The organism is Betaproteobacteria bacterium, from assembly GCA_016713305.1.
Classification (GTDB): Bacteria; Pseudomonadota; Gammaproteobacteria; order Burkholderiales.
Genome location: JADJPK010000008.1, coordinates 307427 through 326020, shown reverse-complemented (window position 1 = coordinate 326020; position 18594 = coordinate 307427). Strand labels below are relative to the sequence as shown.

Below are 18594 nucleotides of genomic sequence, written 5' to 3'. Positions count from 1 at the left end.
GGACACCGATGCCCACGACCAGCACGTCCACCGTGACGTCGGTGGTCGATGAAGCGGTGACGTCGAGGGAAGAAGCCTCGATGCGCGCGCCCTGGCCGACATAGGCGCGGGTCGAACCGTTGCCCAGGTCGTCTCCGAGGTAACCCTCGGCAGTGAAGGCGCCGATCGCCACGCCGCCTCCCGCTCCGCCTTCCGGGGTGACGTCGATCGTGTGCGAAGACGTTGCCGAGACGTCGATCGCCCCCGACGTGATCGTCGTCTCCGCCTGGACAGGAATATCCGTCTGCGCGCCGATCCACGCTTCGGTGTTGTGCGTGATCGTCGCGGCGGCGTCGCCCCCTGCGCCGCCACCGAAAGCGATCGCCACGCTCAGCTCGTCGGCCGTGGCGGTGTTGTCCGAAGTCGCGAGCACCGACAACGACGACGAATCGAGCGTCGTGCCGTCCCCCACCCAGGCCTTCGTGCCGCCGCTGATCTCGGCCGCCACATACATCACGGAGACGGCAATGCCGCCCCCGGATCCGCCCTCGCCCACCGAGTCGGCATTGGCGGAAGAGCGGGCCTCGACGAGCGCGCCACCGGAAAGCGTGATCTCGGCGTCACCGTCGATGTAGGCCTCGACGTCACCCGAGATGGTGGAACTCGTGTCCGCGCCGTTGGCGCCCACGACGGTGACGTTGCCGACGACGACGTCCGACGTCGCCGTGCGCGAGCTCTCCGTCGGGTCGCTCGCGTCGAGGCCGTACGTGACCACCGAGAGGCCGGTCGCGTCGATCCGGGCACCGCCCTGGACGTAGGCACGGGTGTCCTGCGACACCGTGGCTTCGGCCACCAGTGCGTCGAAGGACAGCGCGCCCGCCCCTCCGCCTTCGCCTTCGGCCGTGGCGTCCGCCGTGGAGACGGACGAGACGCGCACGCTGCCTGCCGATGTGATGTCCGCGTTGTCGCCGAGCCAGGCTTCGACCGAACCGGCTATCGTCGACAGCGCCTCCGCACCCGCGCCTGCGATGCCGATGCCGATGGAGATGGCGATGGGAGTCGTCGTTGCCTCGATGCTGTCGTCGGACTTCGTCACGACGTCGACGCCCGCGCCGGCATCGATCGTCGCATCGTCGATGTACGCATCGACGTCGGACTCGATGGTGTTCTCGCTCATCGACACGCCGATGGCGGCGGACAGCACGCCAAGAGACGCAGCGATGGCGGGCACATCCGCCGACATGGTGGCGGTCTCGGACGCCGCCACCCGAACTCCACCGGTGGTGGTGATGTCGGCGAACCCGTCGATGAAGGCCGTGACCGTGTTGTCGATCGTGTTGTCCGACTCGGCGCCGGCGCCGGAAAGCGCGACGCTGAAGCCTTGCTGGGGATTGGTGATCGCCGCCGCCACCGCCACGCCCACGGCCAGCGCATCGATCATCGGTTCGCTGCTGTCCTCGGGTTCCGTGGCAACGTCGATGTCCACCGACCCGGCATCGATCGTGGTGCCGGAGATATAGCCCCGCACGGTGTTGGTGATGTCGTTGTAGGCGAGACCGATGCCGATGGCCGCGGCGAACGAGCCGCCCTCCAGGGAGAACGACACGGCGAGGCTGCCTGCCCCGGCGTCGGCGGTGATGCGGTTCTCGTCCACCACCGTGATGCCCAGGAGCGCGCCCGTTCCGGTCGTCACCATGTCCGTGCTCGCGCCGCTCAGGTACGCCTCGGTCGTGTTGTCGATGGTGTTGTAGGAACTCGCGCCCGCCGCAGCGCCTGCAATGGCCACCGCGCCGCTCTGGCCGCTGGCGGACACGCTGACCGCGGCACCGACGGACAGCGAATCGATGATGGCCGTGGAGCGGGCGTCGAGGGTCACCGCACCGTCGGAAGCGACGTCGGAATCCTCGACGTATGCGCGTGTGGTGTCGCCGATGTCGTTCACGCTGATGGCGGCACCAATGGAGACGGAGGCACCGGCCGATCCACCGTACTGCACGGACAGGCTGCCCGCCACGGCGTCGGCCGTGATGGTGGACGCGTTCGTCGCCGTGAGACTGACGGAACCGGCGTTGTCCGTGGATACGGAACTGCCGTTGCGGATGTACGCGAGCGTGGAGTTGGCGAGGTCGTTGCCGGACCCCGTCCCTGCGCCGGCGATGGCAACACCCACGCCGGACTGGCCGCCCGACAACGTGCCGGTTCCCGCGCCGGCCAGCGTGAGGGCGTCGATCGTGGCCGTGGTCTCGGCCGTGGCCTGGAACGCGCCGTCCGCATCGACCGTCGATGCGTCCACGCCGGCCTCGACCGTGTTGGTGATCTCGTTCACCGCGGCTGTCGCCCCAACGGAGACGTTGACCGCGCTGCCCTGCGAATAGCTCAACGCCAGGGCGATGGCACCGGCATCGGCCGTGATCTCGGAATCGTCGTGCGCGAGCAGCGTGACGCCGCCGCCGTTGTTCGTGGTCACCTGTGAACCGTTCTCGATCGTCGCCGAGACGGTGTTGGTGATGGTGTTGCCCGACCCTGCGCCGGCACCAGAGATGTTGATCGGCAGGCCACCCTGCTGCGACGAATAGCTGCCGCTCAGCGAACCGGCGATGGTCAGCGCATCGATCTCGATGTCCGACTGCGCCTCCAGACTCACGGCGGCGCCTGCCACGATCGTGCTGTCGTCCACCAGGGATTCGACCGTGTTCTCGACGTCGTTCACCGCGACCGAGATGCCGAAGGTCACGTTGACGTTGGTGGAGCCCTGGCTCTGCAGGGTCAACGCGATGGCCACCCCGCCTGCGTCGGCCTTGATCAGGCTCTTGTCGTCTTCCGAGATCGCATCGGTGGCCGACACGCTGACACCGCCGCCCGCGGTGACGGACGCGCCGTTGCGCACCCGGGACCGCCCGGTGTTCTTCACCGTGTTGCCCGATCCGGCGCCCGCCCCCGATCCGCCGAAACCGGTGCCGCTGGTCTGCACGCCCACCAGGGTTCCGGCGATGGTCAGCGCCTCGATGGAAGCGAGGGACTTCATATCGACCGAAACTGCGCCGTCGGCATTCACCGTCGACCCGTCGATGGTGGCCTCCGTCGTGTTGGTGACGATGTTCACGCCCACCGAAATGCCCACCGACAGCGTCTGGCTGGAGCCCTGGCTTGCCGAGGAAAGCGAGAGGGCGAACCCGCCGGCGTCGGAATCGACCACCGAGCGGTCGGTCGCGGAAACCGAGACGTCACCGCCACTGCCGGTGGTCGTGGTCACGCTGCCGCCTTCGACGTAGGCCGCGACGGTGTTCGTCACTTCGTTGCCCGCACCAGCGCCCGCGCCGTCCCAGACGAGCCCCGAGCCGGAACTGCTGCGTCCCGTGGAGACCGACAGCGCGCCACCGTAGGAATAGCCTTCGATGTCGATGGTCGACAGGGCATCGATGCTGACATCGCCGCCCGCAGTGAGCGTGGATCCCTTCGAGTAGGCATTGACCGTGGATGTCACCCGGTTCACGCCCACGGACAGTCCGATGGCGCCGCTGGACCCGGGAGACTGGGACCCGAGAGGGAGCGTGAAGGCCGCCGCGCCGGCGATGGCGGTGACGGTCGTGCTGTTGGTCGACTGGACGCGCAGCGCCCCGCTTGCCGTAATGGATGCACTGTCGATGAAGGCGTCGGTGGTGTCCTCCAACTCGTTCCACGACACCGAACCGGCCACGTTCACGCCCGTCGAGCGGGCGGAGCCGGAACCTCCTGCCGTGACGGTGAGGTACGTGCCGGTCCGCGCCGCGTCCACGCTCACATCGCCGACCTGCGAAACGGTCGCGTCCGTGATGGAGGCCTCGGTCGTGCCGGTGATCACATTGACGCCCAGCGAACCGGCGATGCCGACGGACTTCGACTGCACGGTCGACGATCCGAGGAGAACGTGGCGGCGCCGGCCAGCGCCACGAAGTCCGTCGTGTTCGCGGCGACGACGTCGAGGTCGCGCGCGCTGCCGGTCTTCACCGTTCCGGGTGCGTTGACTACGGCACGCGCGGTGTCGTCGATGATGTTGACCGACACGTCGCCGGCAATGGCGTACCCCGTCTGGCTCTGAGTACTGCTGCCGGTGCTCCCCGTACCGCCTGTTCCACCGGTGCTCCCCGTGCCGCCCGTCCCACCGGTGCTCCCCGTGCCGCCCGTCCCACCGGAGCCACCGCTCCCGCCGCTTCCGCTCCCGCCGGAAACGTTGACCGGCTGCTGTCCGCCCGAGCCTGACGGCCCGAGACTCTGGTTGGTCGACCCGGTGGGAGATCCCTGGTTCGTGTTGGCGTCGGTCGCCGTCTTGAGCGAGGCCGCCACCGAATAGCTCTCCACCTGGCCCGTCGCCTCGGCTTCGATCTGCACATCGCCCGTCACGTCCACCGTGGTCGCCAGCGCCGTCGCCGTCGCATCGCTCTCGCCCAGCACGGCCTCGACCGTGCGGTCCACGTCCTCGACGCCGATGGAGAATCCCACGCCGACGTTCTTGCTCCAGACCGCCCCGCCGGTCACGTTGAGGTGGCTGGTGTCGTCGGTGGACAGGATCGCGAGTCCGCCGCCGGTGACGGTCGCACCATCGTGCACCTGAGCGCGCGTGACGCTCGTCTGGTCCACCATGCCGAAGGCGCCTTCCACGCCGGTCTTCTCGGCCTTGCCGCCGGCCACGCTCAGCATGAACGTCCAGTGATCGGACTTCGAGCGGACGGTCGTGCCCTGCCGCGCATACACCACGGCGCCTTCCTTGATCTCCGCGATCGTGCTGGTGCCGTAGTTGAGATAGGTGAGCGATCCGCCGAGCGCGGCCTTGCCGGAGTTGCCGAGCGGGTTGATCGAATCGATCAACGCCTGTGAGGTCTTGCCGTCGGAACCGATGGCGTTGGCGGGGTTGGGGAAGGAGAAGATGCCGACGACGTTCAGCGTCTTGATCTTCGAATCTGCCGTCACGCTGACGGTCTGCCCGTCGGCCCGGTATGCGGCGTCCTGATTGATCTGGGCCCCGGCGCCGATGTACGCATGGCTGGCATTGTCGTATTCGAGCCAGTTGAAGCTGCCCGCCAGAGACAGCTTGCTCTCGGGCGCCGTGGTGCCGCTGCCGCCGGACGTCGCCGTGCCGGATTCCGTGAATACGGCCCCGGAGCGGACATACGACGTGAACAGCGAGAACATCAGCGATTCAAAGTTGATGGTCGACTTGAGGACGCTGAAGATGGCGCCTGCACCGGTGTCCGCGTCGGGCGCGAAGACGCCCCAGGCGTTGTCCGGCAGCGGATTGGGGATCACCGTGCTCGAGTGGACCGTCAGCGCGCCGCGGGAATTCACGCGCGCGTCATCGGCGATATACGCGGTAGCGTGGTCGTCGGTCTCGGCGACAGCGACCGACACGCTGATGCCGGTCTGCGCATCCTCCGCCGTGCTCGTGGCGGAGATCCGGAGGTCGTCGTACACGGAAGCGTCGACGGTCACGTCACCTCCCGCCTTCACGTCCGCATTCGACCCGATGTACGCGGTGGAGTCGTTGTCCGACAAGGTGACGGCGATGCCCGCCGAGAATTCGAACTTCTCCGCGCCGCTCTGCGCGGGCGCGGATTTCGAACTGATCTTGTTCTTGATCGCGCCGAACCCGGCGCCGAGGATGCCGCCGGTGGCGCTGCTCGGCTCGGCTGCGGCGGTGTTCTCGTTCTCGACTTCCGTGGAGGCGACCACCGACACGTCGCCCGGCACGGTGACCGCGGCGTCGACGAACGCCGTGGTGTCGGAGTCGATCACCGCGATCGTCACGGCCATGCCGCTCGACTGCGCATCGACCAGTTCCAACGGCACGACGGTCGCGTTCACGTCGTTCTGCGTATCGGCGAGCACGTCGAGCGAGTGCACCGACAGCAGCGCGCCCGAGTCGACATGGGCGTCCACGATGCTGCGTGCGGCGGCATAGCCGCCGCTCAGCGTCGGGATGCTGCGGGCGGACGTCACGTTGACGGCCATGTCGGAGATGTTTTCGGCCAGCGACTGCACGCGCAGCGCGCCGCCGGACGTGATGTCCGCGCCTCCCGCCACGTACGCCGTGGCATCGACGGTTGCAAACGTGAGGCCCAGACCGAACAGCACACCGCCCGTGAGGAGGTCCGCCTTGGCGCCGGCCCACGCCTCGACGTTCACGTCGCCTTCCGCGCGAATGATCGTCGGCTGCCAGAGGTCGATCCGGACCGAGATGGTTCCGTTGGTGCTGAGCGCCTCGCCGTCGGCGTCTTCGCCGGGTTCCGAGAAGGTGACCGTGTCTCCGGCCTGATAGCCCGTTCCAGGATTGACCACGGTGATCGTGACGAGCCCGTCACCGTCGACCTCGATGTCGGCGAGCATGCCGGTGCCGCTGCCCGAAGTGGACGTCGCGGCGACGCGCGCGTGCGAAAGATCGCCTGTCCAGGTGCCGGCCTGCGTCAGTCCGCTCGTGACGACCGCGGCCGCGACGCCCGCCTGCGCCGTGGAGGTGGCCTTCACCATGCCGAAGAATGCGTTCAGGTCGTCCAGCCCGCCCAGGCCGAGATCGTCCACGGTCTGGCCGACGACCTCGTCCTCGCCCGGCTCGTTGATGGAGTTGGCCACCGCGCGGATCGTGATGTTCTCGCCGCGGAGCGTTGCCCCATCCACCGTGACGAGCGGCTCGGTGTCGATCGCGTCGTAGAACTGGAAGGCAGAGGCGGAGGTGAACTGATGCCGTCCTTCCACGAGGATGTTGCCCGCCCAGGCCGTGACGGTCACCTCCGCCGTGTTGTCCTGGCCGAAGGGGTCGAACGTCTCCAGCGGATCGTTGAAGGTGACGGTGTCGTTCACCGCATAGCGGGCGCCCGGGCTGTCCATCGAGACGGTCAGCGTGCCGCTCGCGTCGACATCGATGTCGACGGTCATGCCTTCGCCGTCGCCCGAGGTTTCCGCCGGACGCACACCCTTGTGCGAGGCGACCAGCGTGAAGGTGACCGACCCGTTCGTGGAGAGGTCGTCGCCTCCGTCGGGATTCCGATCCGGCTCGTCGAAGGTGACCGTGTCACCCACCACGTAGTCCTCGCCGATGTCCACCAGCGTGGCCGACACGTTCCCGGAGGCATCCACCGAGATGTCCACGACCATGCCGTCGCCCGATCCGGAAGTGGACGTCGCGCCGACGAGGCGGTGGGTGAGTCCACGGGTCCACGTGCCCGAAACGGTTTGCGTGCCGAGCTTGTTTGCCGTCCAGTCGCCCGCGACCGTTCCGAGCGAGATCGCGGCGGAGGCCTGTCCCGCCCGGGTGTCCTGCGAGAGCAGCCTGGCATCCGCGGCAACGACGACGTTCTGACCCAGCAACGCGATGTTGCCCGAGCCGCCGGTGGACGCCGCCGTTTCCTGGTCTGCACCCGCCGCCGTCGTGCGCACGGAGAGGCTGCCCGTGTAGGCGACGGTGACCGTCTCCGCGGACAGGGACACGTCCTTCCCCGGAAGTACGACGTCCCCCGACACCGTGATCAGATCGGTGTCGCCGTCGCCGCCATCCACCGTGAGCGATGCCGTGATGCCCGCGCCCAGATCGCCGATATCCAGCGAATCGTCGCCGCCCAGCAGATTGATGGTGATCGACGTCGACGCGCGGGCGAACGACACGCTCTCGATGGTGCCGTCGGTGCTGCGCACGCGCAGGTTCGCGCTGTTGGTGGGGTCGGCCTCGAGCACGAGCGTGTTGTCGTCGCTCGTGGCATCGACGACGATCTCACCTGCGGTGCTGGTGAGCGTGATCGGTTCCAGGCCGGCATAACGGAAGGTGTCGCCGTCGAGTTCCACCACCCCCGAATCCGGACCGTCGGCGAGGAACCGCGCCAGCGAGATGGGACCCGCATCGATCTCGAGGGAGTCGAATCCGCCGGATCCGCCATCCGCCGTGCCGCTCAACCCGCCGCCGGCGAAGAGCACGAACGTATCCCGGTTGTCCGCAGCGCCCAGCAGGTTCTCGATGCGGCTGAAGGTCACGCCTCCCACCGCACCCGCACCGTCCCCCGTGAGGGACCAGCGCACGTCCTGCCGCGGTCCGACCAGGGAATCCTGGCCCGCGCCACCATCCACGGTCGTGGTGACAGCCGCGCCGGAAGCGTCGATCCGGTCGTCGCCGGCGCCACCGTCGATGCGCAGCGACGTCACGCCATCGGCGGCGTCGCCGAAGTCCCAGAACGATCCGTCGATGTCGACGCGCAGGAGGGCGCCGCCGTTCTGCGCATCGCCGGTCCGCGTGACCACGACTTCGTGGCCGGCATCCCCCAGCTGGATCGCGAGCAATCCTGCCGAATCCACGAGTCCGGGGGCGTCCGCGGACAGCAGGATGCGCGGCTCGAGCCGTTCGAACAGGGCCTTGCGGGCGAAAGGAGGACGGGCGGCGGACGAAAAATGGACGGACTGCGGGCGTGGACGCTTCATGGGATCCCCTCGACTGCGTTGTTCTGCTTCTTGTGTCGTGACCTCAGGGGCCCGGCGTCTTCGTGCGCCCGAGACGGACCGGCGTAGATCCCTGAAGGCCGCGGACCGGTGCGGCAATGCTGCCTCGTGCGGGAGGGTGCAACGTCAGTTGTGGCACGTCAATGCAAAATTCACATCGCTGTTGAGCGAACACAATCAGGACGGGCTCCGGCATCGGCGAATGCGACCGGCCCGATGACGGGCGCGGGAGATGCGCCGTTCCCCGTGACCGCATGGGCTCGATCGCGGCAGATCGGCCAGACCTGCACTGCGGCACGGAGCAGGGGAAGGACCACCATGCCCGGGTTCTCGTTTCTGCCGCAAGAAGCGACCGCACGTACGCAAAAAAACGAAGGCCCGCAATCGCGGGCCTTCCGGAACTTCGCTGTCACGCCTGGCACGCCCCTTACCGGCATTTCATGCCGGCCGGGAAGCGCTCCCGCGCAGAGTCAACTCACGTGCGACGGGTCGGGCGGTGTCCCCGGCGCAGTGTCGCGGCACCGGCCGCGACGAGCGCGATGCCCAGCAACACCAACCCTTCAGGTTCCGGTACCGTGTTGCGCTGCACATCCACGGCGCCACGGGCCGCGAGCCGGTCGCTCGAAGAACCCGGATCGGGCATGTTGAAACCGAGAATTGCATTGGCACTGAAGAAGAACGGTCCGGTACCTTCGAGGGCCGGGTCGTTGCGCATGCGGAAATTGAACTTGAACAGTTCTCCACCCCCGCTGGGACCTGTTGCCAGCAAACCCAGTTCAGCCAGCAGCGAGACCTGATCGGGCTGACCGAGGGGGTCGCCGGGAAGCACGGCATCGGTCACCGCGAAATCGGTGGAGATGAAGCTGCCGAGGAAGTCCGAATTGCTCGCCGGGATCACCAGCTCGAGGGCGGTGTTGTCGAAGTTCAGGGCGATCTGCGCGCTCGCCAGCTGGTCGAGCGTATCGGTGGGCTCGGGCTGGAATCCGACGGACACCGCAAAGGTCTGGCCGAGGGAAACGCTGCCGGGATTCGAAAGGGACAGGGTAAAGGCATTCGCCGCACCTGCAACCAGCAACGTGGCTAGGGCGGCCGCGATGGAACGCGCGATTTTCATGACGAGGTCTCCGATTGTTCTGGTAGTGCCGGGGCCCTCGGGGAGGCTTCGGCCGATGCCCCGGAATCTACGCCATCGGCGGGTTTCGTCAACCCCGGGAACGGCATTTCGGGCGGGATAGCGCGATATTTTTGCGGTCGGCCCCGCTAAACTGCGCCCATGAGAACCGCAGGGATTGATGTCGGTGGCACGTTCACCGATCTGATCGTATTCGACAGCGCTACCGGTGAAGTTCGGGTCGCAAAAGTTCCCACCACACCCGACAACCAGGCCCTGGGCGTGCTCGCCGCGCTGGAACAGGCCCGCCTGCCGCTCGACAGTCTCGACGCCATCGTTCACGGCACGACCGCCACGACCAATGCGCTCCTCGAACGCCGTCTTCCGCTCGTGGGGCTCATCACGACCGAAGGCTTTCGGGATGTCCTGGAGGTCGGGCGCCGAACCCGACCCACGCCGTATGGACTGACGGGCACGTTCGTACCGCTGGTGCCGCGGGAACGGCGCCTCGAGGTTCGGGAACGCATGGACGCCGACGGCGAAATCCTGAAACCGCTCGACGAGGAGGCCGTCCGGCAGGCCGTGAACCAGTTGCTTGCGGCGGGCTGCGAGTCGCTCGCGATCCACTTCCTGCACAGTTATCGCAACCCGGCACACGAGTTGCGGGCCGGCGAGATCGCGCGTTCGCTGTGGCCCAACGGCTACGTGACCCTCGGTCACCAGGTGCTGTCCGAATACCGCGAGTACGAACGAGGTGTGGCGGCCGCCGTCAACGCGTCCGTGCAGCCGGTGCTCCACCGCTATCTCGCCCGGCTGCGCGACGGACTTGCGGCCGGGGGGTTCCGCAGCGAACTGCTGGTCATGCAGGGCAACGGGGGAACGACCGCAGCAGGTGTGGCTCACGAGTTCGCCGTGAGCTCCGTCATGTCCGGCCCCGCTTCGGGCGTGATCGCCGCGGCGGCGACCGGCCGTGCCGCAGGGCTGCCCCGGCTGATCACCTACGACATGGGGGGCACCTCCACCGACGTGGCCCTGATCGAGGACGGCATGCCGCGCTTGAGCACGGAGCTGGAGCTGGAATACGCCATGCCCATCCACGTGCCGATGGTCGACGTGCACACCATCGGCGCCGGGGGCGGCTCGATCGCGCGGATCGACGAGGCCGGGCTGCTGCAGGTGGGCCCGCGGAGCGCAGGTGCGCGGCCCGGCCCCATCTGTTACGGGCGCGGCGGCGAGGAACCGACGATCACCGACGCCAATCTCGTGCTGGGCCGCCTGGATCCCGCCCGGCTCCTGGCCGTCGACGCCCCCGTCACGCTGGCCCGCGTGCGGGAGCGCCTGGAACAGAGGATCGGCCAGCCCATCGGCGTCGAGGCCGACGCGGCGGCCGCGGCCATCCTCAGGGTCGCCAACGACCGCATGGCGGGCGCCATCCGGATGGTGAGCCTGGCGCGCGGCTACGATCCGCGCGATTTCGCGCTCTTCGCGTTCGGCGGCGCGGGCCCGCTGCATGCGTGTGCGCTCGCGCGCCAACTGGGCATACCCCAGGTGCTCGTTCCGGCCCGGCCGGGACTGACCAACGCCCTCGGCTGCGCCGTCGCGGACCTGCGGCACGACTTCGTGCGCACGGTGAACGTGCCCCTGTCCGACCTGCCCGACGGACTGGTTCGTGCGGTGCTCGACGAGCAGACCGCCGAGGGCCGGACGATGCTGGCCCGGCAGGAAGCTGCCATCGAATCGGTGGAATCCCTGTACGAGGCCGATCTGCAGTTCCAGGGCCAGAGCCACCTGCTCACGATCCCCTGGCCGGGCGGGACGTCTCCCGGGACGACATCCGCCGGGCCTTCGAGCAGGCCTATTGGCACCGGTTCCAGGTGACGCTGCCGGAGATCCGGCCCGTGCTCGTCAACCTGCACACGGCCGTGCTGGGACGCCGCAAGGCCTTGCCGCTGGCGGATCTGGGCCGCGGCGCCCCCGCGCCGACGCTGCGGGAGGCCCTGCGCGAACGGCGGCCGGTGTGGTTCGAAGGCGGGTGGCGCGACACGCCGGTCTATCGCCGCGAGGCGCTGCCCGAAACTGCGGAGTTCGAGGGGCCCGCCATCGTGGAGCAGTTGGACACCACCGTCGTCGTGGAACCCGGCTTCCTGGCGCGGCGCGACGCGATGGGCAATCTGCTGCTCGAATCCCTCGGGCGGCGGCACACGGGCGAAGAACGGCCATGACGCCGCGTGCTCCCACGGCCCCTGTCTGCCCGCGCAAGCGGTGCAGCGCGGCGCGCTGACGCGGCACCCGCACGAGCGCCGCCATGGGCGATCCGATCGATCTCTACTGCGAACGCACGGTACACGGACTCTTCGGCGAGCCCGTCAACACCCTGACGAACCTGCTGTTCCTCGTGGCCGCCGCCGTGCTCGCGGCGCGGTTGCGCCGCGCACCCGCCGCGACGCGCGACGATTGGGGACTGGCGCTGCTCGTCGCCCTGGTCGGCACCGGCAGCCTGATCTTCCACGCGGCGGCCACAAAGCAGACGGCGGTGCTGGACAAGCTCTTCATCGCGCTCTTCATCTGGACGTTCTTCCACCGCTACCTCGTGCGGGTCGCGGGGCTTGGCGGAAGGCAGGCCGCCGCCGGTGTCGTCCTGTTCATCGTGGCGTCCGCCGCGGTGGGCCGGCTGGTCCCGCCGGAGACGCTGAACGGGTCCGTGCTGTACCTGCCGGCGGTCGCCGGACTGACCGGCATCGCGGCCTGGACGCTTCGCCTGCGCAGGCCCGGGGCGGGTGTCTTCGTCGCGGCACTGGCCACGTTCCTCGTGGCGATCCTCTTCCGCACGATCGATCTGGCGGTCTGCGATGCCTGGCCGCTGGGCACGCATTTCCTGTGGCACTCGCTGAACGCGCTGGTGCTGTACCTGTGCTGCCGTGGACTTCAGACCGCGTCGGATCGGAGCGGCTTGCGGCCGACGAACGCGTAGTAGGGCACCCGCACGAAGGGCAGACCCGGCACCGGTCCCGCGTCCTCGACGAGCGTGTCCACGTCGAATCGCGAGAGCAGATAGGGAACGTGGTCGGGGTTGGGCCGCACGCCGTCGTGGCCGAACCAGAGGGGCCAGAAGTGGCGGGAGAAGACCCCGTGACGGACGAGCCCCGGTGGCGGATCCCGGCGGCCGACGTGGAAATCGGTGACGGCGATGCGTCCGCCGGGGCGCAGCATGGAGAACGCGTTGTCGATCGCCAGGAACCAGTCCGGGATCATCGTGAGCGAGTAGGAGAACACCACGAGATCCGCGGGGCGCCCGGGCTGGTAGCGCGTGGCGTCGGCTTCCGCGATGCGGACGTTGTCGAGCCCTGCGGCCTTGCGCCGGGCCACCTCCAGCAGGGGCGCGCAAAGATCGACCAGGTGGATCTCGCCACACGCGCTCGCGGCGGGACCCAGCAGGTCCAGGCTGGCACCGGTGCCTGCGCCAAGTTCGACGACGACGGCGCCGCGATCGGCCCGCACCAGTTCCTTCAGCAGACGCCTTCCGTGCAGGAGCGCGGCACGGGTCTCGTCGTAGTGCAGTGCCTGCGGCGCATAGAACGTCTGCAGGCGCTGCGCCAGGGTTCCCGCACGCGGTTGGCCGCGCAGGATCCGCCAGAGGACACGGGGGCGGGCAAGCAGGGAGGACAGGGGGAATCCCTCAGGCAGGCAGGTGGGCGATGTGGAAGCCGGCGTAGGTGTGCACCCTGTCCTGCAAGTCCAGCCGCTGTGCGAGATCCGGGTCGAATCGCAACCATTCCGACAGGGGTCGGGATGCCGTGCCGTACGTCACGGGGATCGCCTCGAGATATCTCGGCCGGGCATGCGCGCTGCGGAAGATCGCGCGGGCGCCGTGCCGTGCACGGTCCAGGATCAGGGCCCACTCTTCCGCCAGGGCCTCGGGGTGGTAGCAGCTCATCCAGTCCATGTGATCCAGCAGCACGAACTTCGAGATCGGATCGGGATTGCGGCGCAGGAACTCGGTCAGCGTGCAGGTGTGCGGAACGAGCCGGTAGACGAGGCCGGCCTTCAGCCGTTCGAAGCCGTCGCGCTGCAGGTAGCGCGGGCAGGCCTGCGCGGAGTAGCAGCCGCGCAGGTAGACGTACCAGAAGTAGTTGCTGCGCAGGGGAAAGGTCCTGAAGACGTAGTCGAGCGAATGCCGCACGTAGCCTGCGACGCCTTCCTCGTGCTGGGACTGCACCTCCCGCCGTTGAGGATGCGGCACGCCCAGCATTGACATGGTGATCTGGCGCGACAGCGCCCAGCGGGTCGGACCGTTCCACAACCTGGGGGCGACGCGCTCGTCGTAGATGCCTGCCTGGACCTCCAGCGAAGGCGCGTGAATCATGTCGTCCACCGCCTGCGCCAGCTCCGGCCGGAGCTTGAGGTACGTGCGGAAGACCCGCGCCACGATGCCCGACAGTCCGTGGAAGTAGAAGCTGCTCCTGCCCGGCGGATGAGTGAACCAGTGCAGGCGCCGGTCCCAGAACTGCCGCGCGAAGGGGGATAGTTCGCCCCGCAGCACGTCGTGATGGATCTCGCGAAAGCGATCGTGCCCCCCGTCGCCGAAGATGCGGAAGAAATCCTCGTAGGCGAGCTTGCGGATGCCGGCGACCTTGAGTTCCAGAAGCGCCGTCTGCCGCGGATTCGCGTCCACCGCGTGAATGCGGCGAGGCTCGGCGAGCAGGTAGTCGAGCACGTTGCAGCCCGCGCTGGTGATCGCCAGCATCGTGTCGGTTCCGCCGATGTCCAGCGCCTGATGGTCGACCGCCGGGTCTTCCCAGCACGTGTTGTAGACCAGAGCCCTGCGGTAGATGGCGGAAAACACCTTCTCGTCCACCCTGCCCAGCAGGGACAGTTCGTCTCTCTTCAAGGAAACTCCACCGATCCCCGGCACCGTGCCGAATCCGGCGAGACTAGGTGGCCGGCATGACATACCGGTGACGCATGCGTTTCCGGACGGTGACGGTCAAGGGTCAGGGAGAGGATCGATTGCCGTGGGCCGTCCGCACGGAGGTGCGACGAACCACGACGAGAAGGCATGTTCCGCCGGGCACCGCAGCGGGCGATCCGGCGGCCGGGGTGAATCGGCGTCTGCCGTCCCGGTGCTAAGCTCCCGCAGGTTCATCCTTGCCACCGAGCCATGAGCGCCCTCGACGCCATCACGCTTTCCGTCATCCAGAGCGGGTTGCAGCAGGTCTGCAACGAGATGGACCTCGCCTTCGTCCGCTCCGCATTCAGCCCCGTCATCTCGGAAGCGCTCGACCGCTCGGACGGCATCTACCACCGCGACACCGGGGCGCTCATCGCGCAGGGCGATCTGGGCCTGCCCGTCTTCGTGGGCACCATGCAGTTCTCCACCCAGGCCGTCATCGAACGCGCGAAGGATCTCACCCCGGGCGACATCTACATCGTCAACGATCCCTACCTGGGCGGCACGCACCTCATGGACGTCAAGTTCGTGAAGCCGTTCTTCTACCAGGAGCGCCTGTGGTGCTGGCTCGCCAACACGGGCCACTGGCCGGACACGGGCGGCATGGTGCCCGGCGGGTTCTCCGCCAATGCGACGGAGGTGGAGCAGGAAGGACTGCGGCTGCCGCCGGTCAAGCTCTTCAAGCAGGGCGAGCTCGACCAGGAGATCCTCTCCATCATCCTCTCGAACATCCGTCTCGCCGATCAGCGCATCGGCGACATCAAGGCCCAGGCCGCCGCCCTGGCCGTCGGCGAGAAACGCCTGACCGCACTGCTCGACCGCTACGGGGCGGACACCATCGAGAAGGCCATCGGCGAACTGGAACGCCGCGCATCGCGGCAGATGCGGGCACGGATCGCCACCCTCCCGGATGGGGTCTACCGCGGGGAGGCGTGGATCGATTCCGACGGCGTCGTGAACGAGCCGCTCAGGATCGCCATGACGGTGTCCAAGAACGGCGAGACCCTCACGTTCGACATGGCGGGTTCCTCGCCGCCCTGCAAGGGGCCCATGAACAGCGTCATCGCCACGACCAGGTCGTCGATCTATCTCGCGATGAAGCACGTGTTCCCCGAAGTGCCGATCAACGCCGGCACGTTCGAACCCCTGCGCGTGATCGACCCGGAAGGCACCTTCTTGTACGCGAAGTATCCGCGTCCGGTCTCAGGCTGCGCGGCCGAGGTGAGCCAGCGCATCGCCGAGGCGGTCTTCGACGCGCTGGTGAAGGCGATGCCCGACCGGATGTTCGCATCGCCTGCCGGCACGTCGGGCAATTTCGCCCTGGGCGGCTACGACCCGCTGCGCAAACGGCCCTATGTGATGTACGTCATCTCGGGCGGCGGTTACGGGGGCTCGCCGGCGGGCGACGGCATCTCCAACGGCTGTTCCACCATCGGCATCTCCAAGACCACCCCCATCGAGATCATGGAGCAGCGCTACCCCGTGCTGTTCGACCGCTATGCCCTGCACGAAGGCTCGGGCGGCGCGGGCGAGCATCGCGGCGGATTCGGCGTCTCCTATGCCGTGAGGCTGCGTCGCGGCGAAGCCCGGGCCTCCATGGTCATGGACCATGGACGGACCGGGCCCAGGGGTGCGCTGGGTGGCGAAGATGGCGGCACCAACACGGTGCGAATCGAAGCCGGGGGCACGGCCCATGTGCCTCCGCATCTGTCCAAGGACCAGGACATCCATCTGCGTCCCGGCGATGTCGTGCACGTCGCCACGCCGGGCGGAGGCGGGTACGGGGACGCGTGGCGGCGCGATGCGGGACAGGTGGCCTGCGACGTGCAACGTGGCTACTTCACCACCGCACAGGCACGAACCCGGTTCGGCGTCGTCATCGGCCCGGACGGCTTGCCGGACGAATCCGCCACCACGCAACTTCGCGCGCAGCGCGGCGCCCCGGGTTGCGAAGGCGGTCATCCAGGCACAGAATCAGCGAGCGAGCGCACCGGCCCGTGACCGGAATGCGCCGGCCCATCAACCGACCAAGGAGAATGGAGAGATGAGCGGTTTCGATCGTCGCAGTTTTCTGAAGCTCGCCGCAGGATCGGCGGTGGCTGCCGGCGGCACCGGATGGCTCGCCCAGGCCCTCGCGGACGGCAAGCTGAAGCCCGGGCCCAACGACGTGTTCATCGTGGTCGATGTGCAGAAGTGCTTCATCCCCGGCGGATCGCTCGCCGTGAACCAGGGCGACGAGATCGTGGCGCTCATCAACGAGATCGCGAAGAAGTTTGAGAACGTGGTGCTCACGCAGGACTGGCACACCGCCGATCACGTGTCGTTCGCGTCGCAGCACGAAGGCAAGAAGCCGTTCGAGACCATCCAGCTTTCCTATGGCACGCAGGTGCTGTGGCCGGATCACTGCGTGCAGGGCACGGACGGTGCCGATTTCGCACCGGGCCTGTCGATTCCGCACGCCATGCTGGTCATCCGCAAGGGCTTCCACCGCGACGTCGACAGCTATTCGACCTTCCTCGAGGCCGACAAGAAGACACCGACCGGCCTCACCGGCTATCTCAGGCAGAAGGGCATCAAGAACTGCTACCTCGCCGGATTGGCCACCGACTTCTGCGTGGGCTGGAGCGCCATCGACGCGCGCGCCGCAGGCTTCAAGGCGTGCGTGATCGAGGATGCCTCCCGCGGCATCAATCTCGGGGGAACGGGGCTCGAGGCCGCCTGGAAGGAGATGATTTCCAAGGGCGTGAAGCGCATCCAGTCGTCCGACATCGCCTGACATTCCGGTCGCTGCCGTGTTTCGGGGCCCGCCGCGCGCGGGCCTTTTCGTTGGCGCCCGTCCCGGCATGAGTCCTGGTATCGACTGCCGTTCAGCGAACCATCACGGATTCGAACCAGGCGCCGTAGGCCGGTGCCACCTGATCCTGGAGGTAGCGCGTGGCATGGCGCCTTGCACGCTCCGATGCGCGTGCATAGCGTTCCTCGTCATCCACGAACGACGTGATCGCGTCGAACCAAGGCCGCGCGACCTCCTGACTCACCGGTCCCGCAGAAGCAAGCGAGAGACTGCCTGGTAGCGGCAGCACCACGCCCGCGTCGCCCACGGTTTCCGGCAGAGCGCCACGGTCCGACACCAGCGGCACGGCGCCATTGGCCATGGCCTCCAGCACTGCGCGGCCTGCCGCCTCCTCCACGATCGAGGGCGCAAGCACCATCCGGCAGGTCGCCCACAGCGCCGCAACGTCCGCCACGGCGGGGCTGAACATCAGGTTCGGAAAACGCGAGAGATCCGCGTCCATCGCGTGCCCTGCCGCAATCAGGTTCGAGGCGGACATGCGCCCTTCCACGACCAGGAGGGGAATGTCGGGCCGCTGCTCGCCCAGCATCTGTGCGAGCCGCGCCACGATCCACAATCCCTTGGCGGGTTCCGGATTGACGAACGTCGTGAACACGGCGTCCCGGCGATCGGCCACGATTCCCTGGGGCACGATCGGCGTGGGCAGGACCTGCACGTCCGCATGCCACGCCTCGCGATAGCGCCCGGCGACGAATTCCGTGGGCGCGAGAAACGCATCCACCTGCGCCGGTCTGCTTTTCAGGTAGGCGAGGTTGTGCAGGGCGAACACCACGCGAGCCCCCGCTGCGCGGAGCACGGTGCGGCGGCGTTCGTCGCCCGGATCGCCGCCGAAGGCGAGCACGACCTGCGGAGCAAATTCGCGGACGATCCGGTCCAGCCGGGCGTGGTACTCCGGACCGGCGTCGCGTTCCCAATACCGCTTTCGAGCAGGATCGACGCAGACGATCTCGTGCAGGACGCCTGCGCGGGAGGCCGCCAGTACCCGCGCGCCGGACGGCGTCAGCGAAGCCTGCTCCACCGCGACGACCCCTCGCTCGCGGAGCATGGCGGCAGGGTCTCCCTCCACGTCCCCCTCGCAACCGCTGGTGCAAAGGGCGCGGACATTCCAGCCCGCGCCGGCGAGCACTTCTGCGGCCTGCCGCATGGATTGCGCAGCACCGCTCGTGGGATCGAAGGCGTTCTGACCGAGCAGAAGCAGGAGCCTTTGTGGTGTCATCTCCAAAGCATAAGGCCAGACGCGAACGTCTG

General features: G+C 68.1%; 8 protein-coding genes and 7 pseudogenes. 4 read left to right on the top strand and 11 right to left on the bottom strand.

Annotation, left to right across the window (positions count from 1 at the left end; translation table 11 throughout):
* Positions 1–1189 precede the first annotated feature (1189 nt).
* The 8 genes and pseudogenes from IPK20_11555 to IPK20_11520 form a co-directional block, all read right to left on the bottom strand.
* A pseudogene (locus IPK20_11555) lies at positions 1190–1675 on the bottom strand (hypothetical protein).
* A 117-nt stretch (positions 1676–1792) separates the two neighbouring features.
* Positions 1793–2080: pseudogene (locus tag IPK20_11550) on the bottom strand (hypothetical protein).
* 99 nt (positions 2081–2179) lie between these two features.
* Positions 2180–2464 (bottom strand): annotated as a pseudogene (locus tag IPK20_11545) (hypothetical protein).
* Between the two features lie 96 nt (positions 2465–2560).
* Positions 2561–3004 (bottom strand): annotated as a pseudogene (locus IPK20_11540) (hypothetical protein).
* 135 nt (positions 3005–3139) lie between these two features.
* Positions 3140–3463, bottom strand: a pseudogene (locus tag IPK20_11535) (hypothetical protein).
* A gap of 69 nt (positions 3464–3532) precedes the next feature.
* Positions 3533–3817: pseudogene (locus IPK20_11530) on the bottom strand (hypothetical protein).
* Positions 3817–8415, bottom strand: a complete 4599-nt coding sequence (locus IPK20_11525) for an LEPR-XLL domain-containing protein (GenBank protein ID MBK8017278.1) — start codon at positions 8413–8415, stop codon at positions 3817–3819. Before IPK20_11525 ends, IPK20_11530 begins: the two are co-directional and overlap by 1 nt.
* A gap of 493 nt (positions 8416–8908) precedes the next feature.
* The gene (locus IPK20_11520; GenBank protein MBK8017277.1) at positions 8909–9547 is read right to left on the bottom strand and encodes a PEP-CTERM sorting domain-containing protein; all 639 of its coding nucleotides are present in this window, start codon (positions 9545–9547) and stop codon (positions 8909–8911) included.
* 159 nt (positions 9548–9706) lie between these two features.
* Here IPK20_11520 and IPK20_11515 point away from each other — a divergent pair.
* Both IPK20_11515 and IPK20_11510 read left to right on the top strand, forming a co-directional pair.
* Positions 9707–11766, top strand: a pseudogene (locus IPK20_11515) (hydantoinase/oxoprolinase family protein).
* Positions 11767–11849: 83 nt separating this feature from the next.
* On the top strand, positions 11850–12515 hold the full coding sequence (locus tag IPK20_11510; GenBank protein MBK8017276.1) for a ceramidase domain-containing protein: 666 nt from the start codon (positions 11850–11852) through the stop codon (positions 12513–12515).
* Here the strand turns inward: IPK20_11510 and IPK20_11505 are convergent.
* Together IPK20_11505 and IPK20_11500 are read right to left on the bottom strand one after the other, a co-directional pair.
* Positions 12470–13201: a class I SAM-dependent methyltransferase gene (locus IPK20_11505; GenBank protein MBK8017275.1), complete on the bottom strand. Its 732-nt coding sequence runs from the start codon at positions 13199–13201 to the stop codon at positions 12470–12472. The genes IPK20_11510 and IPK20_11505 overlap by 46 nt on opposite strands.
* A 19-nt stretch (positions 13202–13220) precedes the next feature.
* The gene (locus IPK20_11500; protein MBK8017274.1) at positions 13221–14495 is read right to left on the bottom strand and encodes a BtaA family protein; all 1275 of its coding nucleotides are present in this window, start codon (positions 14493–14495) and stop codon (positions 13221–13223) included.
* 207 nt (positions 14496–14702) lie between these two features.
* Between IPK20_11500 and IPK20_11495 the strand changes: the two genes are divergently transcribed.
* Positions 14703–16493, top strand: a complete 1791-nt coding sequence (locus IPK20_11495) for a hydantoinase B/oxoprolinase family protein (protein ID MBK8017273.1) — start codon at positions 14703–14705, stop codon at positions 16491–16493.
* Between the two features lie 43 nt (positions 16494–16536).
* Positions 16537–17268: a bifunctional nicotinamidase/pyrazinamidase gene (pncA, locus tag IPK20_11490; protein MBK8017272.1), complete on the top strand. Its 732-nt coding sequence runs from the start codon at positions 16537–16539 to the stop codon at positions 17266–17268.
* 91 nt (positions 17269–17359) lie between these two features.
* Here pncA and IPK20_11485 read toward each other — a convergent pair whose 3' ends face one another.
* Positions 17360–18562, bottom strand: coding sequence for a glycosyltransferase family 4 protein (locus tag IPK20_11485; protein MBK8017271.1), 1203 nt, complete (start codon positions 18560–18562; stop codon positions 17360–17362).
* Between the last annotated feature and the right edge of the window lie 32 nt (positions 18563–18594).

What these genes read in the sequence shown, in the direction of transcription:
- IPK20_11525 (MBK8017278.1), bottom strand. Translation starts at nt 8,415, where the DNA reads ATGAAGCGTCCACGCCCGCAGTCCGTCCATTTTTCGTCCGCCGCCCGT.
- IPK20_11520 (MBK8017277.1), bottom strand. Translation starts at nt 9,547, where the DNA reads ATGAAAATCGCGCGTTCCATCGCGGCCGCCCTAGCCACGTTGCTGGTT.
- IPK20_11510 (MBK8017276.1), top strand. Translation starts at nt 11,850, where the DNA reads ATGGGCGATCCGATCGATCTCTACTGCGAACGCACGGTACACGGACTC.
- IPK20_11500 (MBK8017274.1), bottom strand. Translation starts at nt 14,495, where the DNA reads ATGTCATGCCGGCCACCTAGTCTCGCCGGATTCGGCACGGTGCCGGGG.
- IPK20_11495 (MBK8017273.1), top strand. Translation starts at nt 14,703, where the DNA reads ATGAGCGCCCTCGACGCCATCACGCTTTCCGTCATCCAGAGCGGGTTG.
- pncA (MBK8017272.1), top strand. Translation starts at nt 16,537, where the DNA reads ATGAGCGGTTTCGATCGTCGCAGTTTTCTGAAGCTCGCCGCAGGATCG.
- IPK20_11485 (MBK8017271.1), bottom strand. Translation starts at nt 18,562, where the DNA reads ATGACACCACAAAGGCTCCTGCTTCTGCTCGGTCAGAACGCCTTCGAT.